The organism is Kitasatospora sp. NPDC058965, assembly GCF_042741245.1.
In the GTDB taxonomy this organism is placed as follows: Bacteria; Actinomycetota; Actinomycetes; order Streptomycetales; family Streptomycetaceae; genus Kitasatospora.
Genome location: NZ_JBHYKG010000107.1, coordinates 1 through 25,912 on the forward strand (window position 1 = coordinate 1; position 25,912 = coordinate 25,912).

Annotated in this window: 27 protein-coding genes; 17 read left to right on the top strand and 10 right to left on the bottom strand. The window is 74.4% G+C overall.

Translation table 11 applies throughout. The annotated features are described in order from the left end of the window. Positions 1 to 132: 132 nt before the first annotated feature. Together ACFW1A_RS19265 and ACFW1A_RS19270 are read left to right on the top strand one after the other, a co-directional pair. Entirely contained in the window at positions 133 to 1,215 is a 1,083-nt protein-coding gene (locus ACFW1A_RS19265; RefSeq protein WP_380410296.1) for a PQQ-binding-like beta-propeller repeat protein, read from the top strand. A 143-nt stretch (positions 1,216 to 1,358) separates the two neighbouring features. After that, positions 1,359 to 2,648, top strand: a complete 1,290-nt coding sequence (locus ACFW1A_RS19270) for a DUF5685 family protein (protein ID WP_380410297.1) — start codon at positions 1,359 to 1,361, stop codon at positions 2,646 to 2,648. A 36-nt stretch (positions 2,649 to 2,684) separates the two neighbouring features. Here ACFW1A_RS19270 and ACFW1A_RS19275 read toward each other — a convergent pair whose 3' ends face one another. Then, positions 2,685 to 3,203: a methylated-DNA--[protein]-cysteine S-methyltransferase gene (locus ACFW1A_RS19275; protein WP_380410298.1), complete on the bottom strand. Its 519-nt coding sequence runs from the start codon at positions 3,201 to 3,203 to the stop codon at positions 2,685 to 2,687. A gap of 237 nt (positions 3,204 to 3,440) precedes the next feature. On the opposite strand from ACFW1A_RS19275, the gene ACFW1A_RS19280 reads away from it, so the two are divergent. Both ACFW1A_RS19280 and ACFW1A_RS19285 read left to right on the top strand, forming a co-directional pair. Then, entirely contained in the window at positions 3,441 to 4,199 is a 759-nt protein-coding gene (locus ACFW1A_RS19280) for a hypothetical protein (RefSeq protein ID WP_380410299.1), read from the top strand. Positions 4,200 to 4,329: 130 nt separating this feature from the next. Further along, the gene (locus ACFW1A_RS19285) at positions 4,330 to 4,656 is read left to right on the top strand and encodes a hypothetical protein (RefSeq protein ID WP_380410300.1); all 327 of its coding nucleotides are present in this window, start codon (positions 4,330 to 4,332) and stop codon (positions 4,654 to 4,656) included. 5 nt (positions 4,657 to 4,661) lie between these two features. Here the strand turns inward: ACFW1A_RS19285 and ACFW1A_RS19290 are convergent, their stop codons facing one another. After that, on the bottom strand, positions 4,662 to 5,093 hold the full coding sequence (locus ACFW1A_RS19290; protein WP_380410301.1) for a pyridoxamine 5'-phosphate oxidase family protein: 432 nt from the start codon (positions 5,091 to 5,093) through the stop codon (positions 4,662 to 4,664). Positions 5,094 to 5,200: 107 nt separating this feature from the next. Here ACFW1A_RS19290 and ACFW1A_RS19295 point away from each other — a divergent pair, with 107 nt between their 5' ends. Continuing rightward, positions 5,201 to 6,112: a phosphatidylinositol-specific phospholipase C gene (locus ACFW1A_RS19295; RefSeq protein ID WP_380410302.1), complete on the top strand. Its 912-nt coding sequence runs from the start codon at positions 5,201 to 5,203 to the stop codon at positions 6,110 to 6,112. 15 nt (positions 6,113 to 6,127) lie between these two features. Here ACFW1A_RS19295 and ACFW1A_RS19300 read toward each other — a convergent pair whose 3' ends face one another. Continuing rightward, complete coding sequence (locus tag ACFW1A_RS19300) at positions 6,128 to 6,430, bottom strand: antibiotic biosynthesis monooxygenase family protein (RefSeq protein WP_380410303.1); 303 nt, start codon at positions 6,428 to 6,430, stop codon at positions 6,128 to 6,130. A 201-nt stretch (positions 6,431 to 6,631) separates the two neighbouring features. Between ACFW1A_RS19300 and ACFW1A_RS19305 the strand changes: the two genes are divergently transcribed. Further along, positions 6,632 to 7,528, top strand: a complete 897-nt coding sequence (locus ACFW1A_RS19305; RefSeq protein WP_380410304.1) for a DMT family transporter — start codon at positions 6,632 to 6,634, stop codon at positions 7,526 to 7,528. 20 nt (positions 7,529 to 7,548) lie between these two features. Here ACFW1A_RS19305 and ACFW1A_RS19310 read toward each other — a convergent pair whose 3' ends face one another. Further along, on the bottom strand, positions 7,549 to 8,289 hold the full coding sequence (locus ACFW1A_RS19310; RefSeq protein WP_380410305.1) for an MIP/aquaporin family protein: 741 nt from the start codon (positions 8,287 to 8,289) through the stop codon (positions 7,549 to 7,551). A 287-nt stretch (positions 8,290 to 8,576) separates the two neighbouring features. Here ACFW1A_RS19310 and ACFW1A_RS19315 point away from each other — a divergent pair, with 287 nt between their 5' ends. From ACFW1A_RS19315 to ACFW1A_RS19330, 4 genes are all read left to right on the top strand, one after another. After that, positions 8,577 to 9,425 (top strand): nitrilase-related carbon-nitrogen hydrolase, encoded by an 849-nt coding sequence (locus tag ACFW1A_RS19315; RefSeq protein ID WP_380410306.1) that lies wholly within the window; start codon positions 8,577 to 8,579, stop codon positions 9,423 to 9,425. 11 nt (positions 9,426 to 9,436) lie between these two features. Beyond that, on the top strand, positions 9,437 to 10,717 hold the full coding sequence (locus ACFW1A_RS19320) for an aspartate aminotransferase family protein (protein ID WP_380410307.1): 1,281 nt from the start codon (positions 9,437 to 9,439) through the stop codon (positions 10,715 to 10,717). Beyond that, positions 10,714 to 12,114: a dihydropyrimidinase gene (gene hydA / locus ACFW1A_RS19325; protein ID WP_380410308.1), complete on the top strand. Its 1,401-nt coding sequence runs from the start codon at positions 10,714 to 10,716 to the stop codon at positions 12,112 to 12,114. The genes ACFW1A_RS19320 and hydA overlap by 4 nt, the downstream gene beginning before the upstream one ends. A gap of 81 nt (positions 12,115 to 12,195) precedes the next feature. Next, on the top strand, positions 12,196 to 13,206 hold the full coding sequence (locus ACFW1A_RS19330) for a TIGR03842 family LLM class F420-dependent oxidoreductase (RefSeq protein WP_380410309.1): 1,011 nt from the start codon (positions 12,196 to 12,198) through the stop codon (positions 13,204 to 13,206). A 1-nt stretch (position 13,207) separates the two neighbouring features. Here the strand turns inward: ACFW1A_RS19330 and ACFW1A_RS19335 are convergent, their stop codons facing one another. Further along, a complete protein-coding gene (locus ACFW1A_RS19335; protein WP_380410310.1) occupies positions 13,208 to 14,833 on the bottom strand; it encodes a histidine decarboxylase in 1,626 nt (541 codons plus the stop codon). Positions 14,834 to 14,985: 152 nt separating this feature from the next. Between ACFW1A_RS19335 and ACFW1A_RS19340 the strand changes: the two genes are divergently transcribed. Beyond that, on the top strand, positions 14,986 to 15,477 hold the full coding sequence (locus tag ACFW1A_RS19340) for an Lrp/AsnC family transcriptional regulator (RefSeq protein ID WP_380410311.1): 492 nt from the start codon (positions 14,986 to 14,988) through the stop codon (positions 15,475 to 15,477). Here ACFW1A_RS19340 and ACFW1A_RS19345 read toward each other — a convergent pair. Next, positions 15,471 to 16,322: a DUF3626 domain-containing protein gene (locus ACFW1A_RS19345; RefSeq protein ID WP_380410312.1), complete on the bottom strand. Its 852-nt coding sequence runs from the start codon at positions 16,320 to 16,322 to the stop codon at positions 15,471 to 15,473. The genes ACFW1A_RS19340 and ACFW1A_RS19345 overlap by 7 nt on opposite strands. Before the next feature lie 85 nt (positions 16,323 to 16,407). On the opposite strand from ACFW1A_RS19345, the gene ACFW1A_RS19350 reads away from it, so the two are divergent. The 4 genes from ACFW1A_RS19350 (at position 16,408) to ACFW1A_RS19365 (ending at position 19,238) form a co-directional block, all read left to right on the top strand. Further along, positions 16,408 to 16,833, top strand: coding sequence for a hypothetical protein (locus ACFW1A_RS19350; RefSeq protein ID WP_380410313.1), 426 nt, complete (start codon positions 16,408 to 16,410; stop codon positions 16,831 to 16,833). Positions 16,834 to 16,889: 56 nt separating this feature from the next. Further along, positions 16,890 to 17,183, top strand: a complete 294-nt coding sequence (locus tag ACFW1A_RS19355) for an MTH1187 family thiamine-binding protein (protein WP_380410314.1) — start codon at positions 16,890 to 16,892, stop codon at positions 17,181 to 17,183. 163 nt (positions 17,184 to 17,346) lie between these two features. Further along, positions 17,347 to 17,922: a hypothetical protein gene (locus ACFW1A_RS19360; RefSeq protein WP_380410315.1), complete on the top strand. Its 576-nt coding sequence runs from the start codon at positions 17,347 to 17,349 to the stop codon at positions 17,920 to 17,922. Positions 17,923 to 18,239: 317 nt separating this feature from the next. Continuing rightward, a complete protein-coding gene (locus ACFW1A_RS19365; protein WP_380410316.1) occupies positions 18,240 to 19,238 on the top strand; it encodes a hypothetical protein in 999 nt (332 codons plus the stop codon). Between the two features lie 11 nt (positions 19,239 to 19,249). On the opposite strand, the gene ACFW1A_RS19370 is transcribed toward ACFW1A_RS19365, so the two are convergent. After that, entirely contained in the window at positions 19,250 to 19,594 is a 345-nt protein-coding gene (locus ACFW1A_RS19370) for a hypothetical protein (protein WP_380410317.1), read from the bottom strand. 115 nt (positions 19,595 to 19,709) lie between these two features. Continuing rightward, entirely contained in the window at positions 19,710 to 19,997 is a 288-nt protein-coding gene (locus ACFW1A_RS19375; RefSeq protein WP_380410318.1) for a hypothetical protein, read from the bottom strand. Positions 19,998 to 20,096: 99 nt separating this feature from the next. Between ACFW1A_RS19375 and ACFW1A_RS19380 the strand changes: the two genes are divergently transcribed. Next, positions 20,097 to 20,942, top strand: coding sequence for an alpha/beta fold hydrolase (locus ACFW1A_RS19380; protein WP_380410319.1), 846 nt, complete (start codon positions 20,097 to 20,099; stop codon positions 20,940 to 20,942). A gap of 75 nt (positions 20,943 to 21,017) precedes the next feature. Here ACFW1A_RS19380 and ACFW1A_RS19385 read toward each other — a convergent pair whose 3' ends face one another. Then, a complete protein-coding gene (locus ACFW1A_RS19385; protein WP_380410320.1) occupies positions 21,018 to 22,232 on the bottom strand; it encodes a trypsin-like serine protease in 1,215 nt (404 codons plus the stop codon). Further along, a complete protein-coding gene (locus ACFW1A_RS19390; RefSeq protein ID WP_380410321.1) occupies positions 22,229 to 23,092 on the bottom strand; it encodes a hypothetical protein in 864 nt (287 codons plus the stop codon). Before ACFW1A_RS19390 ends, ACFW1A_RS19385 begins: the two co-directional genes overlap by 4 nt. Before the next feature lie 202 nt (positions 23,093 to 23,294). On the opposite strand from ACFW1A_RS19390, the gene ACFW1A_RS19395 reads away from it, so the two are divergent. Continuing rightward, entirely contained in the window at positions 23,295 to 25,580 is a 2,286-nt protein-coding gene (locus ACFW1A_RS19395) for an ATP-binding protein (RefSeq protein WP_380410322.1), read from the top strand. Positions 25,581 to 25,912: the final 332 nt, after the last annotated feature.

Consider the following 25,912-nt stretch of genomic DNA (forward strand, 5'->3'; position numbering starts at 1 on the left):
TCGCCGCGAGATCGGCTACGTCCAAGACACATCAGTGCTCGCCACCCACCGCGGCCACGGGCTTGGACGAGCAATGAAGGCCGCCATGATGCGCCCGGCGCCGCCTCGCACGACGCCGCGGGCCGGACCGGCGTGCTGGTCGGTCCGGAGGCCACGCCGCTGTGGACCGCGACCGCGGTGGAGACGTGCTCGCAGCTGATCGCCGCCAAGGGCCAGGTGCTGTGCGCCGCGAACAACCACGTCTGGTCCCTGGACGACGCCGGGCACCCCAAGTGGTCACCCGTCGACCTGCTCAACGGCTCGTCGCCCGGCACGGACGTCGCGGTGGTGGCCGACGGCCGGGTCTACGCCTTCGGCCTGCTGGCGCACTACAGCGGCGCACGGGTGGCCGCCGTCGGACTCGACGACGGCCACGTCTACTGGGACGCCACGCCGAAGGGCGAGTTCGCGACGTACCGGGTCGCGGGGGTGGTGGACGGCGTCGTCTACCTGGCCGGCTCCACGCTGTGGGCGGTCGACGCCTCCTCGCAGAAGACGCTCGGGGACTACCCGTGGCCGAACCAGGAGATCGCCCTGGTCCCGCCGACCGGGTCCCGCTGGCTCTTCCGCAGCCCGCGCACCGGCTCGGACACCGTGGTCCGGTTGCAGGCGTTCGACATCGCGCGGGGCGGCCGCCCCGTACCCGGTTGGCAGCGCGAGCTGCCCGGGGACGTCGATTCCGGCTACGCGTGCGTGGCGGCGGGCCACTTCGTCTGCACGGGCAACCAGCTCTTCGCCCTCGACCCGGCGACCGGCACCCAGGTGTGGGCCTCCAAGGAGACCGGCCACTTCCAGCAGCCGACCGCGAGTCCCGACGGCAGCCTGGTCTTCGTCGCCGACCTCAACACCTTCTACGCCTTCGACGCGGCCACCGGCGCGCTGCGCTGGCAGACCGAGCCCGCCAAGGACAGCACTCCCGGCTCCACCGGCAGCGGCATGGCGTACCGCGAGGCGAGCCGACCGCAGTGCGCGGACGGCAACGTCTACGTGCTGGACGGCAGGTCGGTGCTGTGGGCGCTGGACCCGGCGTCCGGTGCGGTCCGCTGGAAGTACAGCGGTGCCCGGCAGGCCGACCCGTTCAAGAACGAGGTGGTCTGGTCGGCCGGCGGCGGCCGGGTCTACGTGGCCGACCCGGTCGCCCTGACCGTCGTCGGCCTGAACGCCGCCGGCCGCTGACCCCGGCCCGGCGCCCCCGTACCCCCGCCCGCCGCGTACCACCGCCCCGGTGCGCCCCGCCCCTCCCCCGTGGCGCCGGCCCCTCGTAGGATGACGCCCGGTCAAGGGGGCGCCGGTCGACGGCGGGTACGAGGGGTGGGCGCGTGTTCGGAATCATCAGGCCTTGCCGGCACCGGCTGTCCGAGCAGCTGCAGGCCTCCTGGCTCGCCCACCTCTGCGGCCTCTGCCTCGCTCTGCGGGACGACCACGGGCAGCTGGCCCGCACCGCGACCAACTACGACGGCCTGGTCATCTCCGTCCTGGTGGAGGCCCAGCACTCCGGCGCGGCCGCGGGGGCCGGCCGCCGCAAGGCCGGCCCCTGCCCGCTGCGCGGCATGCGGTCCGCCGAGGTCGCCCGGGGCGAGGGGGCCCGGCTGGCGGCCGCCGTCTCGCTCGCGCTCGCCTCCGTCAAGGTGCGCGACCACGTGCTGGACGCCGACGGGGTCTTCGCCCGCCGGTCGGTGGCGGCCGGGGCCCGGGCGGTGGCCCGGCGCTGGGACCGGCAGAGCGCGGGCAGCGCGACGGCCGTCGGCTTCGACACCGCCGTGCTGCTCGACGCCGCCGCCCGCCAGGACGAGCTGGAGCGCTCGGCGGGGCCCGGCGGCTCGGTCCTGCTGGTCACCGAGCCCACCGAGACCGCCACGGCCGCCGCCTTCGCCCACACCGCGGTGCTGGCCGGCCGGCCCGGGAACGCCGCCGCCCTGCACGAGGCGGGTCGGCTGTTCGGGCGCCTGGCCCACCTGCTGGACGCGGCCGAGGACCAGGAGGCCGACCGCGCCGCCGGCGCCTGGAACCCGCTGACCGCCACCGGCACCGACCGCGCCGAGGCCGAGCGCCTGTGCCGCGACGCGGTGCACGGGATCCGGCTCGCCCTGCACGACGTCGAGCTCCGCGACCGTGCGCTGGTGCACGCCCTGCTCGCGCACGAGACCGAGCAGGCGGTGGACCGGGTCTTCGGCAGGCGGCACGCGAGCGGGCACCGCTGCAGCACCACGGCCCAGCCGCAGGCCCAGTTCGGCCCGCCGCCCTTCATGGACCGCAAGCCGCCGCGCAGCACGCTCGCCGGCTGCGCGATGTGGGCCCTGATGGCCTGCACCTGCCAGCTGCTCTGCACCGACCACGAGGACCCGTGGACCCGCGAGCCCAGGCGCAGCTGGTGCAGCCGCAACTGCGACGACTGCTGCAGCGGGTGCGACTGCTGCAGCGCCTGCCAGTGCTGCGGCGAAGGGGCCGACTGCTGCGGCGGCGGCAGCGGCGCCGGCGGCAGCGGGGGCTGCGACGGGTGCGGGTGCTGCTGCGACGGCGGCGGTGGCGGCGGGTGCGACGGGTGCGCCTGTGACGGCTGCTGCTGCGACGGGTGCGACGGCTGCTGCTGCGACGCGTCCTGCACCTGACCGCGCCCGACCACCCGCCCTGTCGACCGCCGGGCCTCAGCCCAGCGCGAGCGGCCGGGCACCCTCGTGCGCCAGCAGGTACTCCTTGCGCTCCAGCCCGCCCGCGTAGCCGGTCAGCGCCCCGGTGGCGCCGACGATCCGGTGGCACGGGCGCACGATCAGCAGCGGGTTCGCGCCGATCGCGGTGCCGACCGCGCGCACGGCCGCCCGCGGGGCGCCGATCCGGTCGGCGAGCGCGCCGTAGCTCGTGGTGGTGCCGTAGGGGACGGTGTCGACCGCCTGCCAGACCCGGCGCTGGAACTCCGTCCCGCCGTACCGCAGCTCCAGGTCGAACTCCTTCAGGTCGCCGGCGAAGTACGCCTGCAGTTGGTCGGTGACGGTCGCGAAGGCCGCGGCGTCCGCGCGCCAGTGCGGCTGCACGGTCGCCGCGCCGCGCTGGCCGGTCATCGAGAGCGAGCCGAGCGCGAGCCCGCCCGGGGCGGTCGCGGACTCCTCGCCGACCAGCAGCAGCGCACCCAGCGGGCTGTCGATGGTGGTGTGAACGGTGCTGGCCACAGCCGTGGACCTTTCCTCGTACGGGACTGCTACCCCTCTACTGTGCCTGCCCGCCCGCCCCCGGACCGGCGGATTTCGGACGTCGCGGTCACCCGGCCCGGCCCGGCCGCGCCCGAGCGGCGTCGACCACATTTCGGTCCGATCTCGTTGTTCGCGGACGATCCCCCAGGTACGGTCGAAACAGGTTCAAATCGGAACGAATCAGAACCTCCCCCGACCAGGAGCCAGGACCACCGCATGGCGAACCAGCCCCGCAAGCGCAAGCCCACCTCCCCGAACGCCGACCTCCCGCCCAACGCCCGCCGCGCCAAGGCGGCGGCCGCCCGCGCGGCGGAGCGGCAGCAGGAGCGGCGGCGCAAGCTGCTGGTGCGCTCGGCCGCCGGCGTGCTCGGGCTGGCGCTGGTCGGCACCGTCGCCGCGGTCGCGGTGGCGCAGCACGACAGCGGCAGCAAGGGCGGCTCGGCCGCCGCCGCGATGCCCAGCCACCCGCGCACCACGGCCGACGGCCGGACCAGCGCCGCGCCGTGGGACGCGCCCGCCGACGCGAGCGCGGCGGTGGCGGCGGCCGGCCTGCCGATGCTGGACTCCGAGGGCACCGTCGAGCACATCCACGCGCACCTGGACGTCTACCTCGACGGCAAGTCCGTCGCGGTCCCCGCGCTGATCGGCATCGACGAGAGCGCCCAGCGGATCAGCCCGCTGCACACGCACGACACCAGCGGTGTGATCCACATCGAGTCCCCGGTCAAGACCGACTTCACGCTCGGCCAGTTCCTGACCGAGTGGCAGGTCTCGGTCGCCGCCGACCACCTCGGCGGCGCGACCACCGACGCCACCCACACCCTCACCGCCTACCTGAACGGCAAGGCCGTCTCCGGCGACCCGGCCGCGATCCAGCTCGGCGCGCACGACGAGATCGCCCTGGTCTACGGCACGGCGGCGGAGAACGCCCAGGTCAACGTCCCGAGCAGCTACACCTTCCCCGACGGCGAGTAGCGCACCGCGCGCACCGGAAGTCCGTCCGACCGACTTCCCACTCCGCCGACCTCGCAGAGTCCGTGCGCGGTCGAGTGGCGGTCGAGTCAAAAGCAGCTGATTGTCAGTCAGCGTGCATACGGTGGTCAGCGTGTTCTCCGCTTCCTCGGCTCCGGCCCTCTCCCTCCCGCACGACCTGATCGCCCTCCAGCAGGCCCTGCTCGCCGCCGACCGGGCCGTCGGCGACTACGCGCTCGTGGTCCGCGACCGGCGGCTCGCCGCCTACCCCGAGCCGGGGCAGGCGGTGCAGCGGTGCACCTGGGCGGCTGGGGAGCAGGCGGAGTTCGACCGGCTCTGGGACCGCTACGTCCGCGCCGCCGACGCGGTCCGGGCCCACCCCGTCCTGGTCCGCGCCCGGGTCCTGGGCATCGAGCCCACCGTCCTGCGCGGCCTGCGCGAGGCGGCGGGGCGGGGCTGATCCGTTCAGCCCGCCGCGGGGCTCACCCCGCGGCCCAGCCCGCGGGCCACGGTGATCTCGATGACCACCCGGTTCGGGTTCTCCCGCGGGGTCCGGTAGCGCCGCGCGTACCGCTCCTCCGCGTCCGCCACCGCCGCCGCACCGCGCCGCAGCACGGCGCGACCCTCCAGCGTCGCCCAGCGGCCGCCGTCCACCTGGCACAGCGCCACCCGCGCCCCCTCGGGGCCGGCCGCCGCCACGTTGCGGGCCTTGCGGCTGCCACCGTCCGTGATCACCCGGGCGATCCCGGTCGCCGGGTCGTAGGTCGCCCCGACCGGCACCACGTGCGGAGAGCCGTCCGGCCGCAGCGTGGTCAGGGTGCAGAGGTGCCGCTCCGCCCAGAACGCCAGGAACTCGGGCGTGAACGAGGGGACGGCGGCAGCCGCGGTATCGGTCATCGCCCCAGCCTACGCACCCGCCTCCCGGGGTCTGGCCCCGCGCCCCGCCCACCCCAATAATGGCCATGCCAACACCACCGGCAGCCGGCCATCCAGGGGGCAGCAGCATGGACCTGACCACCCGTCAGCTCACCCGCCGCGACTTCACCCGCACCGCCGTCGCACTCGGCGCCGCCGCCGCGCTCGGCGGCCTCGCCGGCGCCCCGGCCCGCGCCGCCGCGCTGCCGCCCGCGCCGGACTGGCTCGGTGCGCTGCCCGACAGCGCCCCGCTCGCCCGCCTCACCCTGCCGGGCACCCACGACACCTGCTCGCTCTACGGCGGCCCGATCACCCAGACCCAGACCCTCTCGGTCCCCGACCAGCTGACTGCCGGGATCCGCTTCCTGGACATCCGCTGCCGGGCGATCAACGGCGTGTTCGCGATCCACCACAGCCAGTTCTTCCAGAACATCTTCTACGGCGACGTGCTCAACGACTGCCAGGCCTTCCTCGCCCAGCACCCGGGCGAGACGCTGCTGATGCGGGTCAAGCAGGAGTACTCCACGGTCTCCGACGCCGACTTCGCCGCGATCTTCGACGACTACCAGAGCCGCTGGCCCGGACTGCTGTGGACCGGGAACCGGATCCCGGCGCTCGGCGAGGTGCGCGGCCGGGTGGTGCTGCTGGCGGACAACGGCGGGCTGCCCGGCATCCGCTGGAACGGCCCGCTGGTCGACCTGGAGGACGACTACGACATCGGGACGATCTTCGACTTCTCCTCGCGCAAGTGGCCCGAGGTCTCCGCCCACCTGGACGCCGCCCGCGCCGCCTCCGACCCGCAGCGCCTCTTCCTCACCTTCACCTCCTCCTCCGGCTGGGGCCTGTGGCCGCGCCAGGCCGCGGACGCCCTCAACCCACGACTCGCCGGCTACCTGGCCGGCCTGGACCGCACCGCCCGTCCGGTCCTCGGCACGGTCCCGATGGACTTCGTCACCACCGGCTCCCCGGCCGTCCTGTTCGGGCTGAACTTCGGCGCCTGACCGGACCCCGGCCGCTCAGGAGCCCAGCACCGTGTAGTGCGAGACCTCCGGCGGGTGCTCCAGGTACTCCTGCTCGGTGTCCGAGAAGACCGCGCGCAGCGCCCACATCGGTCCGGCGTAGGCGCGCAGCGCCTCCTCGTCGCGCCAGCGGGTGACCACCAGGACCCGGTGGGTGCTGTCGGGCAGGGACCGGAGCAGGTCCCCGCCGAGGTAGCCGTCCAGGCCCTCCAACTCGGGCATCATCCGGGTCCGGAGCACGGTGCAGAACTCGGCGACCAGCTTGGGGGCGACCTGCGCCTCCCAGATCCGCACGATCATCGCTACCTCCCGTGCCTCGGAGCGGCCCGGTTCTCCCCTCCATTATCGAATGGCCGACGGGCGACACGCGTGGCGCGCCCCGGCTCGGCCCGCCCGGCGGGATCCGGAGGTACGCTGACGGCCAGTCGCGCGCCGTGCCTCCGGGCCGGGCCCGGGTCGGGGCCGGCGCCACCGCACCACACGACGGCTGGTGATCTCTGCGTGGTGGTCGTCCTGCTGGCGGTGGGCGCCGCCTGCTGTCTCGGACTCGGTTTCGTGCTGCAGCAGCACGCGGCCCAGCGTGCGCCGCGCGCGGACCTGCTGCGCTGGCGGCTGCTGCTGGACCTGCTCCGGATGCCGGAGTGGCTGGGCGGCATCGGCATCATGATCGTCGGCCTGGGGCTCAGCGCGCTCGCGCTCAGCCTGGGCGAGGTCTCCCTGGTGGAACCCCTGCTGACCAGCAACCTGGTCTTCGCGATGGCGCTGGCCAGCCTGATCTCCCGGCAGCGGCTGGGCCGCTCGGGCTGGGGCGGGGTGCTGCTGCTCGGCCTGGGGGTGACGGCGTTCATCCTGGCCGGCGACCCGCAGGGCGGTCGCGCGGTGGCCGGCCAGCTGCGGCACTGGCTGGTGCTGGGCATCGTCGCCGGGCTGGCCCTGCTGCTGGTCTCGCTCGCCCGCCGACTGCCGCTGTTCGAGGAGGCGACGATCCTGGCGCTGGCCGCGGGCCTGCTCTACGGCCTGCAGGACGCGCTCACCCGGGCCAGCGCGAGCCATGCCACCAGCGCCGGCGCGTTCTCGCTGCTGCACCGCTGGGAGCCGTACACCGTGGTCGCGCTCGGCGTCTTCGGCCTGCTGCTGATGCAGAGCGCCTTCGAGGCGGCCCCGCTGCGGATGTCGCTGCCCGCGCTGACCGCGGCCCAGCCGCTGGCCGGGATCGCCTGCGCGGTCGGCTTCCTCGGCGACCGGCTGCGGGTCACCCCGAGCGCGCTGGCCTGGGAGTCGGCCGGACTGATGGCGATGGTGCTCGGCGTGGTGGTGATCGGCCGCCACCCGGCGATGCCGGCGGCCTGCGGCCCGGCGGACGCCCGGGAGGGCGGGCCCGAGGACCCGCCCTCCTGACCGCACCGGCGGTGCGCCGCTCAGTCCCGCCGGACCGCCTCCGCCAGCAGTTCCGCCTCCTCCCGGTCCGCCAGCAGCGCGGACGGCTGCGGATGCGTCAGCGCGTGCACGCCGGCCGCCACCGCGCCGCCGACCAGGGGCGCCACGATGAACAGCCACAGCTGGCTCAGCGCCGCCCCGCCCGCGAACAGCGCGGGGCCGATGCTGCGGGCCGGGTTCACCGAGGTGCCGGTCAGCGGGATGCCCACCAGGTGGCAGACCGCCAGCGCCATGCCGATCCCCAGGCCCGCGAAGCCGGTGGCGGCCAGCCGGTGGGTCACCGACAGCACCACGTAGACCAGCAGGAAGGTCAGCAGCACCTCGGCCAGGAAGGCGCCCCCGGCGGTGACGTGCACTTCGGAGCGGCTGCCCCAGCCGTTGCTGCCGAGCTTCTCGTGGGTCTGCAGGCCGGGGACCTGTTTGGCCAGCAGCAGCACCAGTGCGGCACCGGCGATCCCGCCGAGCACCTGGGCCACCCAGTAGCCCACCGCCGTGCGGGCGTCCATCCGCCGGGACAGCAGGAAGGCCAGGGTCACCGCCGGATTGACGTGGCAGCCGGAGACCGGGCCGATCGCGTAGACCAGGGCCATCAGCACGAAGCCGAACGCCAGGGCGATGCCCAGGTTCCCCATCTGCTCCCCGGCGACCACCGCCGCCCCGACCGCGAAGAGCACCAGCATCAGCGTGCCGAGGAACTCCGCTGTCAGCGCACGCTTGTCCATCACGCTCACCTCCACAGGACTCGGGAACCCCCCTTCCATCCGTAGACGAACTCCTCCGGGTCCGGGGGCTGCAGCAGGGCCGTTCGAGTGACAGCGGCGGTTCGGCGGCGCACGCGTATCACTGTTCCCCACCCGGCTGGCTACCGTCGGTCTGTCACCCGTATCGAGCCGGTGCAGGGGAGAGCTGACAGAGTGTCGGGATTCACCCACCCTCCGTAGGGGGAGCCTGCAAGGACACCCAGGACCCGAGAGCCCCGTTGGACCTGAAACCCTTCAGGAGCGATGCCATGTCGCAGTCGCAGATCGTCCGTGCCGCCCTGGTGCAGACCCGGTGGACCGGTGAGCAGTCCTCGATGATCGAGCTCCACGAGCGCCACGCCCGCGAGGCGGCGGCGCAGGGTGCGCAGATCATCGGCTTCCAGGAGGTGTTCAACGCCCCCTACTTCTGCCAGGTGCAGGATCCCGAGCACTACCGCTGGGCCGAGCCGGTGCCGGACGGCCCGACCGTCACCCGGATGCGCGCCCTCGCCGCCGAGCTGCACCTGGTCATGGTGCTGCCGGTCTACGAGGTGGAGCAGAGCGGCGTCTACTACAACACCGCCGCCGTGATCGACGCCGACGGCAGCTACCTCGGCAAGTACCGCAAGCACCACATCCCCCAGGTCAAGGGCTTCTGGGAGAAGTACTACTTCAAGCCCGGCAACCTCGGCTGGCCGGTGTTCGACACCGCGGTCGGCAAGGTGGGCGTCTACATCTGCTACGACCGGCACTTCCCGGAGGGCTGGCGGGCGCTCGGCCTCGGCGGGGCGCAGATCGTCTACAACCCCTCCGCGACCAGCCGCGGCCTGTCCGCCTACCTGTGGCAGCTGGAGCAGCCGGCCGCCGCGGTGGCCAACGAGTACTACGTGGCGGCGATCAACCGGGTCGGCACCGAGGAGTACGGGGACAACGACTTCTACGGCACCAGCTACTTCGTCGACCCGCGCGGCCAGTTCGTCGGCGAGCCGGCCTCCGACAAGGAGGAGGAGCTGGTGGTGCGCGACCTGGACCTCGGCCTGATCGAGCAGGTCCGCCAGCAGTGGGCGTTCTACCGAGACCGCCGTCCCGAGGCCTACGGGCCGCTCACCGAAGCCTGAGGAGCCGCCGGATGACGACCACCCAGCAGCCGGTCGCCGAGCTGCGCCAGCGCCACCGCGCGGTGCTGCCGTCCTGGCTGGCCACCTACTACCGCGAGCCGATCGAGCTGACCCACGGCGAGGGCCGGCACGTCTGGGACTCCGCGGGCAACCACTACCTGGACTTCTTCGGCGGCATCCTGACCACCATGACGGCGCACGCGCTGCCCGAGGTGACCGCCGCGATCAGCGAGCAGGCCGGCCGGATCCTGCACACCTCCACCCTCTACCTGTCCGCGCCGATGGTGGAGCTGGCCGAGCGGATCGCCGAGCTCTCGGGGATCCCGGACGCCAAGGTCTTCTTCACCACCTCCGGGACCGAGGCCAACGACGCGGCGCTGCTGCTGGCCACCGCGTACCGCCGGTCCAACCAGGTGCTGGCGCTGCGCAACAGCTACCACGGCCGGTCCTTCTCCACGGTCGGCATCACCGGCAACACGGCCTGGTCGCCGACCAGCCTGTCCCCGCTGCAGACCCTGTACGTGCAGGGCGGCGTGCGCGACAGCGGGCCCTACGCGGCCCTGTCCGACGCGGAGTTCACCGCCGCCTGCGTGGCGGACCTGGAGGAGATGCTCGGCCAGGCCCAGGGCTCCGTGGCCGCGCTGATCGCCGAGCCGATCCAGGGGGTGGGCGGGTTCACCCACGGCCCGGACGGGCTGCTGGCCGCGTTCCGCCCGGTGCTGGAGCGGCACGGGATCCTGTGGATCAGCGACGAGGTGCAGACCGGCTGGGGCCGCACCGGCGAGCACTTCTGGGGCTGGCAGGCGCACGGCCAGGCCGGGCCGCCGGACCTGCTGACCTTCGCCAAGGGCGTGGCCAACGGCATGTCGATGGGCGGCGTGGTGGCCCGCGCCGAGGTGATGGACTGCCTGACCGCCAACTCCATCTCCACCTTCGGCGGCAGCCCGATCACCTGCGCGGCCGCCCTGGCCAACCTGGACTACCTGGTCAAGCACGACCTGCAGGGCAACGCGCTGCGCACCGGCGCACTGCTGCGCGAGCGGCTGGCCGAGGCCGACCTGCCGGTGGTGCGCGAGCTGCGCGGCAAGGGCCTGATGCTGGGCGTCGCGCTGCCCGACGCGGCCGCGGCCGGCGCCGCGCTGGAGCACGCCCGCGAGCTCGGCCTGCTGATCGGCCGCGGCGGGCGGGCCGGGGACGCGCTGCGGATCGCGCCCCCGCTCTCGCTCACCGACGCCGAGGCCCGCGAGGGCGCGGACCTGCTGATCGAGGCCCTGCGGCGGGTGACCGCGTGACCAGGACCCTGATCACCGGCGGCCTGGTCGTCACGGCCGCCGAGGAGATGCACGCGGACGTCCTGATCGAGGACCGGAAGATCGTCGCGCTCGCCGCCACCGGCAGTTCCACCGCGGCCGGCTGGCAGGCGGAGACGGTGATCGACGCGCACGGGCAGTACGTGCTGCCCGGCGGGGTCGACGCGCACACCCACATGGAGCTCCCGTTCGGCGGCACCAGTGCTTCCGACACCTTCGAGACCGGCACCCGGGCCGCGGCCTGGGGCGGCACCACCACCATCATCGACTTCGCCGTGCAGCCGATGGGCGGGGCGCTGCGCGAGGGCCTGGACGCCTGGCACGCCAAGGCCGAGGGCCGCTGCGCCGTCGACTACGGGTTCCACACCATCGTGTCGGACGTCAACGACTCCGTGCTCAAGGAGATGGACCTGCTCACCGCCTCCGGCGAGTCCACCTCCTTCAAGCTGTTCATGGCCTACCCCGGCGTCTTCTACAGCGACGACGGCAAGATCCTGCGGGCCATGCAGAGCGCGGCGCACAGCGGCGGCCTGATCATGATGCACGCCGAGAACGGCCTGGCGATCGACGTGCTGGTGGCCCAGGCGCTGGCCGCCGGGCACACCGAACCGCGCTACCACGGCGAGGTGCGGCGCGAGCTGCTGGAGGCCGAGGCCACCCACCGGGCGATCAAGCTGGCCCAGGTGGCCGGCTCCCCGCTCTACGTGGTGCACGTCTCGGCCGGCTCCGCGCTGGCCGAGCTGGCCGCCGCCCGCGACCAGGGACTGCCGGTCTTCGGCGAGACCTGCCCGCAGTACCTGTTCCTCTCCACCGACAACCTGGCCGAACCGGGCTTCGAGGGCGCCAAGTACGTCTGCTCCACCCCGCTGCGCCCGCACGAGCACCAGGCCCAGCTCTGGCGCGGGCTGCGCACCAACGACCTGCAGGTGGTCTCCACCGACCACTGCCCGTTCTGCTTCACCGGCCAGAAGGAGCTGGGGCGCGGCGACTTCTCCAAGATCCCCAACGGCCTGCCCGGGGTGGAGAACCGGATGGACCTGCTGCACCAGGCGGTGGTGGAGGGCCGGATCTCGCGCCGGCGCTGGGTGGAGATCGCCTGCGCCACCCCGGCCCGGATGTTCGGCCTCTACCCGCGCAAGGGCACCATCGCGCCCGGGGCCGACGCGGACGTGGTGGTCTACGACCCGGAGACGGTCCAGGTGCTCTCGGCCTCCAGCCACCACATGAACGTCGACTACTCGGCCTACGAGGGCCGCCAGGTGACCGGGCGGGTGCGCACCGTGCTGTCGCGCGGCACGGTGGTGCTCGACCACGGCCGCTGGCTCGGCCGGGCCGGGCACGGGCAGTTCCTCACCCGCGCCACCTGCCAGTACCTCTGACCGCCCCTGACCGCCCCTGACCGTGGCGGGCCGCCGACGTGGTCGGCGGCCCGTCCCCGTCCCGACGAGTGGAGGTTGCCCGTGGACATCGGGCTCGTGCTCCAGACCGACCCGCCCGCCCGGCTGCTGGTGGAGCGGATGCGCCGCGCCGAGGCGGCCGGCTTCAGCCACGGCTGGACCTTCGACTCCTGCGTGCTGTGGCAGGAGCCGTTCGTGATCTACAGCCAGATCCTCTCCCAGACGCAGCACTTGACGGTCGGCCCGATGGTCACCAACCCGTCCACCCGGACCTGGGAGGTGACCGCCTCGCTCTTCGCCACCCTGAACGAGATGTTCGGCAACCGCACCGTCTGCGGCATCGGGCGCGGCGACTCGGCGATGCGGGTGGCCGGCCGTCGCCCGGCCACGCTGGCCCGGCTGGGCGAGGCGATGCACGTCATCAAGGAGCTGGCCGAGGGCCGCAGCGCGGTGCTGGACGGCACCGAGGTGCACCTGCCCTGGGTCCAGGACAGTCGGCTGCCGATCTGGATGGGCGCCTACGGGCCCAAGGCGCTGGCCCTGACCGGCCGTCAGGCCGACGGCTTCATCCTGCAGCTGGCCGACCCGTACCTGACCGAGTACATGGTGAAGGCGGTGCGCCGGGCGGCCGCCGAGGCGGGCCGCGACCCGGCCTCGGTCACCGTCTGCGTGGCGGCGCCGGCCTACGTCACCGCGGACGACTCCCCCGCGGCGCTGGCGCACGCCCGCGAGCAGTGCCGCTGGTTCGGCGGCATGGTCGGCAACCACGTGGCGGACCTGGTCCGCCACTACGGCGAGCACTCCGACCTGGTCCCCGACGCGCTGACCGCCTACATCAAGGACCGCCACGGCTACGACTACGCGCACCACGGCCGGGCCGGCAACCCCGACACCCAGTTCGTCCCCGACGAGATCGTCGATCGGTTCTGCGTGATCGGCCCGCCCGCGCTGCACCGCGAGAAGCTCGCCCACCTGCGCGACCTGGGCGTGGACCAGTTCGCGGTCTACGCGATGCACGACGCGATCGAGTCGACCATCGACGCCTACGGCAGCGAGGTGATCGGGCGGCTGTGACTCAGACGCCCAGGATGTACGGGTCCCGGGCCAGGTCGGTCAGCAGGGCGTCCAGCTTGGCCCGGTCCACCGAGGACATCAGGAAGACGTGCACGTAGCTGCGCCGGCTGCCCGGATCGCCCGGGACCGTCAGCACGTCCTGCGAGGAGAGCGACCACTTGGCCACCAGCTCCGGGCTGGGGCAGCGGAACCGGACCGTGATCGCGCCGGGCGTGCGGGCCGGCCACAGCTCGGTGCCGGTCTCGAGCTCCAGCAGCCGCAGCCGCTGCTCCAGGTACCCGGCCAGCTGCTGGGCCTTGCGGATCCGGTCCACCTGGTCCTGGTACGAGTGCCGGGCCAGGTGGTCCCAGATCACCAGCGGCGAGAAGCCGTTGCGCGAGCCGGCGAAGGTGGTGTCGGGCGCGCCGGTGTAGTCGGGCCGGGACGGCGGCGCCAGCTGGTACTTGACCTTGGTCATGTAGATCCCGCACGGCCACGGCGCGCCGGGCCACTTGTGGCCGCTCATCGCGATCGAGGAGACCAGGTCGACCTCGCCGCCGTCGGCCCGGCGCAGCCGCAGGCCGAAGTCGAACGCGGGCAGCACGGTCTCCGGGGTCCAGCCGTAGCCCTCGGGGTCCTGGGCGGCCAGCCGGACGAACGGCACGTACCCGGCGCCGAGCGCGCCGTCCACGTGGATCCAGAAGCCGCGGCGCCGGTCGGTCAGCGCCTCGCCGGTCCGCGGGTCGGTGCCGTGCACCACCTCGCGGTCCAGCAGCCCGTGCCGCTCGAAGACCGGCAGCAGCCGCTCGCCGACCGCGCGCACGTCGTCGTGGGCGCCCTTGAAGGTGCTGCCCAGGTTGAGGCTGACGAAGATCGGGTGGCCCTTGGCGGCGAAGAACTCCACCAGCTCGGCCAGCGCGTCCACGTCGATCTCGCCGGTGCCGTCCCAGCTGTGGCCCGAGGGGCCCGGGCGGGACGGGACCTCGGTGGGCCAGTCGCCGTTGACGGCCACGGCCGGCGGGCACTGGCCGGGGTACTGGGTGCGGCCGATCTCGTGGAAGGTGGCCACCCCGAGCACCCGGACGGCCTTGGCGAACGAGTAGTGGGTGTCCTCGGAGTAGAAGGCCACCGGGCGGTAGGCGTTCGGGTTCTCCGGCACGAACGGCAGCGCGGGGTCGTCGGGCTGGTCGATCAGCGGACGGCCGCTCAGGTAGTCCCGGGCGTTCCACAGGGCGTACATGTTGCCCTCGGTCGAGCCCATCGAGAGCACGTAGCCCCAGCAGGACTCCGGGTCCGCCGGGTCGTAGGCGCGGTCCGCGCCCCACAGCCGCGCGTAGTAGTCCAGCACCGCGCGCTCGACGCTCTTGGTGTTCGGCTTGTAGCCGCCGCTCTGGAACGGGTCGCCGAGGTTGTTGATGTTGCTGCGCATGAACCGGCCGAGGTCCAGCGCGTAGCGGTCCAGGTCCTGGGTGGCCTGGTAGCCGAGCAGGTGGCGGCGCTTGCGGGTGAGGTACTCGTCCATCGCGTCCAGCGCCTGCAGGCGCTGGTCGTCGTCCAGGCCCTCGGCCGGCAGCGCGTAAGCAGCAGCGTCCGGCTCCTGCGGCGCGGTGGGCCGGGGCAGCAGGGGGCGGGTCTCGATGACGCTCACGGCGCTCCTCGGTCGCTGGGGTGGCCGTGGGGACGGCGTTGCGGACCAAGAATGGAACGTCTGGCCCACTGATCGGAAGCTTTCCGCAGATCATTCGGGCCAGGGCGGGTCAATCTTGCATATCATCGGATCAACAGAGCATCCTGGGGTCCGTGCCGAACAATCCACAGCCCGCCCGGACGCCCCTCGACGACACCGACCGGGCGATCCTGCGCGTCCTCGCCGAGAACGCGCGGATCCCGAACAACGCGCTCGCCGACGAGGTCGGCATCGCCGCCTCGACCTGCCTGGCCCGGACGCGGGCGCTGCGCGAGCGCGGGGTGATCCGGGGCTTCCGCGCCGAGGTGGACCCGGCCGCGCTCGGTCTGCCGCTGCAGGCGATGATCTCGGTCCGGCTGCGCGCCCACACCCGGGAGCAGAACGAGAGCTTCCGCAACGACGCACCGGACCTCCCGGGCGTGCTGGCGGTCTTCCACATGTCCGGCTCGGACGACTACCTGCTGCACGTCGCGGTGGCCCACCCCGAGGCGCTGCGCGACTTCGTGGTGGACCACCTGACGACGCATCCGGCGGTCGCGCAGACCCGGACCAACCTGATCTTCGAGCAGATACCGGGCCGGCGCCGGCTGTTGCCCGGTCAGTGAGGCGCCGGCGCGCCGGTCGGGGCGCCGAACCGGGCCAGGTAGTGCCAGACCCGCTTCAACGCCTGCTCGTCGTGCCCGCCCGAGCGCGAGGCCGCCCCGAGGACCGCCGGGTCCAGCCACCCGTCCACCGCGAGCCGCTCGCCCAGCTCGACGAACTCCGGCCCGCGGAAGTCCGGGTGGCGGCGCAGCTCGGCCACGCTCAGCCGGTAGCCGCCGTGCCACTCGACGGGGCAGCCCAGCGCGGCGGCGTCGGCCGCCACCTCGGTGCCGCGGTAGCACGGGTCCAGCACCAGCGCCTCGACGTGCTCGGCGAACCGGACCGGGCCGTGCACCTGGGCCTCGACGTAGTCGTCCAGCGCGTCGCGCCGGTCGGCGGCGGCCAGCGCGACCAGGGCAGCGACCCCTTCCGCCACGCCGAGGTCGGTGGGCTCCGTGGAGCTGTCGGGGTAGCAGAAGGTGCTCCGGGCCAACGGCTCGGCGGTCAGCCGGAAGTGCGCGGAGCCGAACCGGGGCGCCGCGCCGACCTGCTGCCGACGGAAGTTCAGTGCCCCGTAGCCCGGGCGCAGTTCGGCGGGCGCGCGGTCGTAGGCGCCGCCGAAGATCAGCTGCTCCCAGCGCCACCGGTCGCCGCCCGGGTAGGCGGTCAGGCCACCGTTGCTGGTCCCGGTGACGAACTGCGACCGGTACTGCCCGGCCGCGGCCATCGCCGCCAGGATCGGGCGCCCGCCGGCCTGCCGGTCCGGGTGGAAGTTGAGCGTCACCCGCAGGCCCGGGTCCACCGGCGCACCGGCGGCCGAACGCTCGGCGACGTGGCGCAGTGCGCGCGTGCGGGGAGGGGTCTCCATCCGCGCAGTCTGCCCGCGGCGGCCGGTTCGGCGGTACTGGTTTTCCCCGGGTCCTGAGGGCGGTTCACTCGTTGGACCCGCTGTGATGGATGTGAAGCGGGTGGGCGCGGCCGTGGCGCTGGTCCTGGCCCTGGCGGGGTGCGAGCAGGACGCGGCGGGCACCGTGGCACCCTTCTCCGCGCCGCCCTCGTCGGCGCCTTCGTCGGCCCCGCCGGGCGCCGCGGGCGGGTACGGCATGCGGGGCGAGCGCCACCAGCGCCCGCCGGCACCGCCTACCGCGGCCGAGGACGCCGCCGAACCCGGCGACAGCCCGGCCGCCGCCGAGCCGGCCCCGGCGACGCCCCGGGCGCCACGTCCGTCCCGGGCGCCGGAACCGCCGCCGCGCGCCGTCCCGTCCCGCCCGGCCCCCGCGCCGGGCGCCGGGCCGGGTCTGTGCGACACCGCCGAGCAGCTCGGCCAGTGGGCCCCGGGATCGGAGCAGGAGCGGCTCTGCCGCAGCGTGTACGGCTGATCGGGCGGGCCTGTGGCAGCATGCGGTCCACCAGCCGTCACGTGAGGAGCCGTCAGATGATCGCCGCGTTCAGCGTCACCCCCCTCGGCATGGGCGAGGACGTCGCCGAGGCCGTCGCCGCCGCCGTCAAGGTGGTCCGGGCCAGCGGCCTGCCCAACCGGACGGACGCCATGTTCACCTCGATCGAGGGCGACTGGGACGAGGTGATGGCCGTGATCAAGGCAGCGGTGGAGGCGGTCAAGCCGTTCGCCGGCCGGGTCTCCACGGTGATCAAGATCGACGACCGGGCGGGCGTGACGGACGGGCTGACCCGGAAGATGGAGTCGCTGGAGCGCCACCTGGCCGACTGACCGTCAGGCGGGGCCGTGGTGCACGGGTGCAGTGGCGTGTCTGATGTTCTACGCGCGTCACCAACAATTCACCGTGCACCCCCTTCGGGCCACCCCGCCCCACTGCTGTCATGGACGCATCGCACCGGCGACCCCACGCCGGGTCAACTCCCCTGGAGCTCCCATGCGTTCGATGCACCGACGGTCCGTCACCGGCGGCACCGCGCTCGCGGTGACCTTCACCACCGCCGCCCTCGCCCTGACCGTCTCCCCCACCGCGCAGGCCGCCGCGCCGCGCGCCGTGCACCCCGCGCTCGCCGCCGCCACCTGCTCGCAGGCCTACCTGCCGCTGCCCGACCCGTCCTGCACCCCGGGCGTGCTCAACCCGGACGTCACCCAGGACACCATCTACGACACCATCTGCGTCTCCGGCTGGACCGCCACCATACGGCCGTCGACCAGCTACACCAACCGCCTCAAGGCCCAGGGCATCATCGACTACGGCTACAGCGACACCTCGATGAGCGACTACGAGGAGGACCACTTCATCCCGCTGGAGCTCGGCGGCAGCCCGACCGACCCGGGCAACCTGTGGCCCGAGCCGCACTACACCACCAACGGCAGCGGCACCTCGTACACCAAGGACGGGGTCGAGACCAAGCTCAAGAACGCCGTCTGCGCGGGCCGGGTCTCGCTGGACGACGCGCAGAACGCCATCGCGACCGACTGGCGCACCGCGCTCTCCAGCCTCGGCCTCTGACGGCCCCGCGCTCTGCGGCTCCGGCCGCTGAACGCCCCCACAGGCCCCGGCGGTCCGGCGCCCGCGTCTCGCGCGCCGGGCCGGTGGGGCCGGCGGAGCGGCTGGGTGGTCGGCGCCGGAAGGGCGGGTGCGGCCGGCCGCGCCGCGCGGATCCCCGGGGCTGCGGATCCCCGGGACCGCGGGCCGTCGTGCCGTAGGCCGTCGGCCGACGGCCGTGCAGGCCGGTTGCCATGCAGCTCGCCGCCGTCCGGGTACTGCTCGGCGGCGCTGCGGCGCGGGTACTGGCCGCGCGGGCACCGGTGTGCCGATCGTGAGCCATGACCGAACTGGACCGGCGGGCCCTGCTCGCGGTGCTGCTCGGCGCGGCGGGGTGCGGGAGCAGCGGACACCCCGTCACGCCGAGCCCGTCGCCCACCCCTGTGCCCGGCACCGGAAGCAGCCCCGCCCCGGGCCACCCCTCCCCCGCCTCCCCGGGCACCTCGCCCGCCGTACTGCCCGCCGTCACCCCCTGGCAGCCCGGCCCGGGCGAGATCCGACCCGACGTCAAGCTCCGGGCCGTGCAGGTGGTCGAGGCGCTCGGAAACTGGCCGTCCGGCGGCTCCGGCACCGCGGCCGCCCGGACCCGGTTGTCCGCCCTCGGCGGGGTGGACCCGTCCCTGGTCTCCCAGGCCGGCCCGCTGCTGCCCGCCGCCGACCAGGCGGCGCTCCAGGTCGTCTACGCCCAGTACGGCGGGATCCTCACCGACTCGGCCAGCGTGCTGGTGGTCTGCGACCAGTGGGCCACCGGCGCCCCGCCCGGCGGCACCACCGTGGACGTGCGGCTGAGCTCCGCCTCCCCGGTCTGGAACGTCACCGCCCTGCACCCGGCCGACCCCGGCGCCGCCTCGGCCACCCTCTCGGCGGCCGCCCAGCAGGTGCTCGCCGAGCCCCGGATCGAACTGCCGCCGGCGGGCGCGGCCGACATCCGCAGCGGCCAGGTCCACGACAGCGTCCTGCACGCGATGCTGACGCTGGCGCGGACGTACACCCTGACCGTCAGCGTGGTCCGCTCCGGCCACCCGCTGGACGTCTTCGGCACCACCCGCCCCAGCGACCACCCGCTCGGCCGCGCCTTCGACGTCTGGCGGATCGACGGCCACCCCGTGGTCGACCCGGCCACCCCGCACGACCTGGTCGACGGCTTCATGCGCGCCGCCGCGGCGGCCGGCTCCTACAACGTTGGCGGACCGCGCCAGCTCTCGGGCGGCACGACGCCCAATCAGTTCTTCAGCGACGACACCCACCACGACCACGTGCACGTGGGGTTCGACAGCTAGCCGGTGCCGCGTCAGGCGCCGGGGCGGAACCGGAGCGCCGACCAGGTGTCGTCGACGGCGATCTGCCGCACCGGCCGCACCCCGCGCGCGATCAGGGCGGCGGCCAGGGAGTCGCGGTTCAGGTCGGTGCCGAGCTTGCCGGCCTTCGGATAGGCCACCCAGGCCAGCGCGTCGCGCCGGGCGGCGGCCAGCGCGGCCTCGGCGTCCGGGCCGGCCAGTTCGGCGGCGGTGGTCACGAAAGCGAGCACCGCGTCGGCCGACGCCGCGTCACTCCCGGGCGGGACGTCCAGCTCGACGTCGGCGGGCTTGCCCAGCACGGCCACGCGCTGGCCGGGCTTGATCTGCAGCTTGCTCATGACGGACACGCCCCGATACTGCCACGCCCCACCGACCGCCGCCCTCGGTCTGCCGCCGCCGGGCCGCACCGACCCGCGCCGACCCGCGCCGACCCGCGCCGACCCGCACCGACCGTCAGCGCCAGCGGCTCTTCTTCGCCTTCGGTGTCGGCTCGTCCATGATCTCCGGGTGCGCCACGAAGAGCAGCAGGTGGCCGCAGGCCCGGCAGGCGACGCCCTCCACCCCGCTGCTGCGGGCGAACATCCGCCCCGGCACGAAGACCTTGACCAGCAGGCTGCCCGACCGGTCCGTCCGGCAGCCCGGCTGCACGGTGCGCAGCTCGCCCCCGCACAGCGGGCAGGCCTGCGGCGCCCGGTAGGTCGATCCGTCGCCGGGCCACTCCTGGTCGTCCTGGTCCTGCATCCGCCGACCCCCGTCGTCGCGCCGCCGTTCTGTGGGAGCAGCGTAGGGCCTGCGCGGCGGTCCTTGCCGGGCAACCCCCGGATTCCTACACTCGGTCAGGTGTTCGAGACCATCGACGTCCAGCTGCCCGGCGGGCACACCCTGCGCGCCCACGACACCCACCCCGGCGCCGCGGACCGGCTCGCGGTGCTCTGGCACCACGGGACCCCGAACGTGGGGCAGCCGCCCGAGCCGCTGTTCGCCGCAGCCGAGCGACTGGGGCTGCGCTGGATCTCGTACGACCGCCCCGGGTACGGGGGTTCGAGCCGGCGGCCCGGCCGCGACCTGGCCTCGGCAGCGGCCGACGCGGCCGCCGTCGCCGACGCCCTCGGTGTCGGGCGGTTCGCGGTCTTCGGGCACTCGGGCGGTTCCAACCACGCGCTGGCCTGTGCGGCCCAGCTGCCGGAACGGATCGCGGCAGTGGTCTCCGTGGCGGCGCTGGCACCGCTCGGGGCGGGCGGGCTGGACTGGTTCGCCGGCATGTACCCGGGCGGCGAGGCCGAGCTGCGGGCCTCGATCGCGGGCCGGGCAGAACTCGAACGCTGCCTGGCCGAGGGCGAGTTCCAGCCCGAGATGTTCACCCCCGGCGACCACGCCGCGCTCTCCGGCGCCTGGCGGTGGCTGGAGGTGGTGGCCGGGCAGGCGATCGACGGCGGCCCGGACGGCATGGTGGACGACGACCTCGGCTACGTCGCGCCCTGGGGGTTCGACCTCGACACCGTCGCCGCCCCGGTGCTGCTCCTGCACGGCACGGCCGACCGGATCGTCCCGGTCGGCCACGGCGACTGGCTGGCCGGGCAGTTGCCCGCCGCCACCTACTGGCGCCGCCCCGGGGACGGCCACCTCTCCGTGCTGGCGGCGGGCGAGCGGGCGCTGGAGTGGCTGGTCGCGGCCGCCCGCCCCTGAGCCAGGCGCCCCGCCGGAGCGCGAGGCTGCCGGCGGGGCGGGGACCGGGCCCCGGGGACCGGGCCCCGGGACCGGTCACCAGAACTTCTGGTTGTCCCACCCGTTGCAGCCCCACAGCTGGATCTTCATCCCGTTGCGGTAGCCGGCGGCGATGTCCGCGTCCAGGCACTTGCCGTTGCGCACACTGGTGATGGTGTAGGCGTCGATCCGGAACTGCTGGTTGACGTCGGACCAGTTGCACGGCTCCAGCACGATCGGCATCCCGTCGCGGTCACCACCGCTCGCGTCCGCCGTCAGGCACATGGAGTTGTACGCCGAGAAGATGTGGTCCCCGATCGTGTACCAGAACTGGTTGCGCCAGCCATTGCAGTCCCACAGCTGCGCCTTCATGCCGGCCACGCTGCCGTGCGCCACGTCCGCGTCCAGGCACTTGCCGTTGACGTAGAAGGGCGCGTGGTCCACGTCCTCCTTCATCTGCTGGATCCAGTTGGAGTAGGCCGCCACCCGGGCGTAGGTCCCCGGGTAACCCGCTTGGTCGCAGCCGTTGTTGCCGCCGCCGGAGATGATCCCGACGACCCACCCGTTGCGGATCAGCGGCCCGCCGCTGTCCCCGTTGCAGGCGTCGTGCTGGGCGTCCCCGGCGCAGATCATCTGGCCGGACTTGAAGAGCGAACCGTAGGGCCGGGTGCAGGCCGAGTCCGGCAGGATCGGCACCATCGAGGAGCGCAGCCGCTCCCGGGGGTCGCCGTTGCTGTCGATGTTCTCAAGCGACCAGCCCAGGATCAGGCCGTTGCCGCTGAGCGTCTCGTCGGCCGGGATGTGTGCGAACGGGATCGTCGGCACCCCGGTCATCGGGTAGTTGAGGGTGAAGACGGCGACGTCGCCCCAGTGGATGTCGTACGTCTTCCAGGCACCCTGCTCCTGGTCCGGGGTGAACTGGGGGCTGATGTCGATCCGGCCGATGCTGTACTCCCGGCCGCCCTCCAGGATGTTGGTCTGCCCCTGCACCGCGGCGGCGTGGTCCAGCTTGCCCTGGTACTCCCGGCCGCAGTGACCCGCCGTCAGCACCTTGGTCGGCGCGATCAGCACACCGCCGCAGCTGTAGCTGAACAGTCCGTACTTGCTGGTGTCGCGGAAGTGGATCATCCACGGGTACTGCCCCGTGGTGACCCGCCCGCCGCCGGTGACCGCCGAGGCCGGCGTCACCGTCCCCCCGAGGGCAAGCGCCAGCACCATGGTGACCGCCACCACCAGGGCACGGACCAGTCGGTGTTCCCGTACGGCCGTCACTGGCAGTACCCCCCGGAGTACTCGGACGCCGGGAAGACCGGGACCAGCGACTTGACCTTCACGCACTTGCCGTCGCTGCTCGCGTTCCAGGCGACCCGGGAGATGTTCCCGGCCACCGCCGCGCCGATCAGGTTGAACGGCGCGGGGGCGAAGGCGAAGATCCCGGCCGCGAACCCCGCGTTGGCGGCCATGTGGGCGGTCTCGCTCTTGTTGAAGTAGACGGTGCCGGTGATCCAGCCCCAGGTGTAGTGCGGGTCGGCCACCACCGGGAACGCGGCACCCCGGGTGTCCACGTGCTGGGTGACGGTGTCGCCGTCCACCGTGAAGCTGGTGGGCAGCGCACGGCCGTCGGCGTCGTAGGCCCACGGCGCGCTGATCCGGCCGTCGGCCCGGCCGGTGGCCCGGTCCACCAGCAGGACGCCGCCCAGCGGGTCCGGCACCAGCCGTCCGTCGAAGTCCCCGACGGTGAAGCCGACGTCGGTGGCGGCCCGGGCGTCGCGCAGCACGACGACGTGCGAGTCGGCGTTCGCGTCCTCGATCACGGCGCTGTCGATGCCCGGCAGCGCGTCGGGGGTCACCGACACCTGCGGGCGGACCCGAACTGCCGTGGCCGGGGCCCCCTTGAGGGCGATCCGGGCGTGCCGGACGGACGGCTCGGCGGACGGCTCGGCGGCGGCCGCCGCCGAGCCGGGGCGGCCCGCGGGCAGCAGCCCCTGGACCCGGCCCAGCTCGGCGAGGACCCGCTGCCCGGCAGCGGGCGCGGCCGGCACGGCGGCGCCGGCCGGTTGGGCCAGCGCGAGGCCGGCCAGCCCGAGTGTGCCGGCGATCCCCGTCGCCAGCACGGACTTGAGGCGTTCCATGGTTCTCCCTGTGGTCATCCCTGGATCTGCGTGCCGCGGCGCCGGCCCTGTGCCGGCCGGCGGAGCGGCGGAACCGAGTCTTCGGGCCGCCGGGCTGCGGGTCCATGGCGCAAGCCCTGCGTTCGGCGGGCCGCAGGGAGGGACGCCCCGGGGTGGTGCGTGACATAGTTGGCCGGTCAACACGGGGGCAGTGGGGGGTCTGGTGCGTTTTGGCGGGATGGTGCGGGAGTACCGGCTGCGCCGCGGCTGGACCCAGGAGGACCTCGCCGAGGAGTCCGGTGTCTCCGCCCACGCGATCAGCATGCTGGAGGCCGGGCGGCGCAAGCCCCGGCTCTCCTCGGTGACCGCACTGGCCCGGGCGCTGCGGCTGGGCGAGACCGAGCAGGCCGAGCTGATCGCGGCCGCCCGCGGCATGGCGGCGGCCGGCCAGGTGGCGGCGGCCGGCGCCACGGCCGGGCCCGCACGGGCCGACTCCGGCCGGCCGCCCGCCCAACTGCCGCCTGACCTGCCCGACTTCACCAGCCGGGCCGAGTCGGTGGTGGCGATCCGCGAGGCCCTGACCGGTGGTGCGACCGGCCCGGTGACCGGCGGGCGCGCGCCGGTCTGCGCGGTGACCGGGCCCGGGGGGATCGGCAAGACCAGCCTGGTGGTGCACGCGGCGCACGCGCTGCGCGAGCGGTACCCGGACGGCCAGCTGTTCGCCAACGTGCAGGGCGCCAGTGCCTCGCCGGTCCCGCCGGACGAGGTCGCGGCCCGGTTCCTGCGGGCGCTCGGGGTGAGCCCGGCGGACGTTCCGGTGACGCTGGACGAGCGCGCCGCGCTGTACCGCAGCCTGCTGACGGACCGCCGGATCCTGATCGTGCTGGACGACGTGCTCGACGGCGCCCAGGTGCGCCCGGTGCTGCCGGCCAGCAGCGGCTGCGCGGTCCTGCTCAGCAGCCGCAGCCGGCTGCCCGAGCTGGACGGGGTGGCACGGCTGGAGCTGGCGGCGCTGACCGATCCGCAGGCCCGGGAGCTGCTCGACCGGATCGTCGGCGCCGCCGCGCTGGCCGCGGAACCCGGCGCGACCGGCGACCTGCTCGCGCACTGCGCGGGCCTGCCGCTGGCGCTGCGGATCTCGGGCGCCCGGCTGCTCACCGAACCCGGGCGGACGGTGCGCGCGCTCACCGAGCGACTGGCCGACGCGGACGGGCGGCTGGACGAGCTGCAGGTCGGCGACCGGGCGGTGCGGGTCAGCTTCGGGGCCAGCTACGCCCAGCTGACCGGGGAGCAGGCCCGTGCGTTCCGGCTGCTGGGCCTGGTGCCGGGGCGCTCGGTGGGGACCGGTGCGGCCGCCGCGCTGCTGGGGCGCGAGCCGGAGCGGACCGAGGAGCTGCTGGCCGAGCTGACGGCCCGCCACCTGCTCCAGCGGGCGGAGGACGGGCGGTACGGGTTCCACGACCTGATCCGGCTGTACGCCCAGGAGCGGACCCGGTCCGAGGAAGCCGCGGCGGCGCGGCTGGCCGCCGAGCGGCGGCTGACGCTCTGGTACCTGCACGCCTCGCGGCGGGCCGGTCTGCTGCTGATGCCGCACGCGAGCCGGCCCCCGGTGGAGCCGGCCGCACCGCAGCCGCCGTTGCCGGAGTTCGCCGACTCGGACGCGGCGATGGCCTGGTGCGAGGCCGAGCGGGCGAACCTGGTCGACCTGGTCCGGCTGGCCGCCGGGCGCTCCGCCGACCCGCTCTGCTGGCAGCTCGGGCACAGCCTCTGGCCGTTCTTCACGCTGCGCAAGCACTGGGCGGACTGGACGGCGGTGACCGAGCTCGCCATCGACCACGCCCGGCGCCTGGGCGACCGGCAGGCCGAGGGCCTGATGCTGGTGCACTGGGGGACCCTGGCGCACGCCCGGGCCGAGTACCGGGTGGCGATCGAGCGGTACCAGCAGGCCGGGCGCCGGCTGGGGACGGAGGACCCGGCGCTCACGGCGATGTTGGAGGCCAACCTGGGGGTCAGCCACCGCCAACTGCGCGAGTTCGAACCGGCGGTGGACCACATGGAGCGGGCCGCGCGGGCCTTCCGGGCGGCCGGGGACCGGTACGGCGAGGCGGTCTGCCTGCTCAACCTGATCCCGGCCCACCGCCTGCTCGGGCGCTACGGGCCGGCCATGGCCAACTGCGAGCTGGCGCTGGCCGCGTTCGAGGAGCTGGGCTCGGCGTTCGGGCAGGGGCACGCGCTGCACGCCACCTCGCTGGTCCACCTGGACACCGGCGACCTCGCCCGGTCGCTGGACTTCGGCCGCCGGGCCGTCGAACTGCGCGAGTCGATCGGCGACCGGGACGGCACCGCGTCCACCCTGGAGCACCTGGGCGCCCTCCAGCAGCGCCTCGGCGACCCCGAGGGGGCGGCCGCCTCCTGGCGCCGCAGCATCACCCTCTACGACGACCTGGGCTCCCCCAAGGCGGACCAGCTGCGCAAGCAGCTCGCCGAGTCGGGCGACGGGGAGGGCTGACCACGGGCCGGCCGAGGGCCCGTCCCGGGCCTGCCCCGGCCGACCGCGCGCCGGGCGCGGCTTGCGGGAGGCCGTGCGCCGGGCCTGCCCCGGCCGACCGAGGTCCTGCCGAAGCCCCGCCCCGGGCCTGCCCCGGCCGACCGCGCGCCGGGCGCGGTCTGCGGGAGGCCGTGCCCCGGACGGCTGAGGCCTACCCGGCCCACCGAGCAGCTGCCCCGGGCCGACCGATGGCGAGCCGCCGTTCGGCCGGGCCCCGGGCCCGCCTTGCGCCGCGCCCTCGCACGGCGCGCCTGACGGACCCTCAGTCGGCCAGGCCGAGCCCCTCCCGGAAG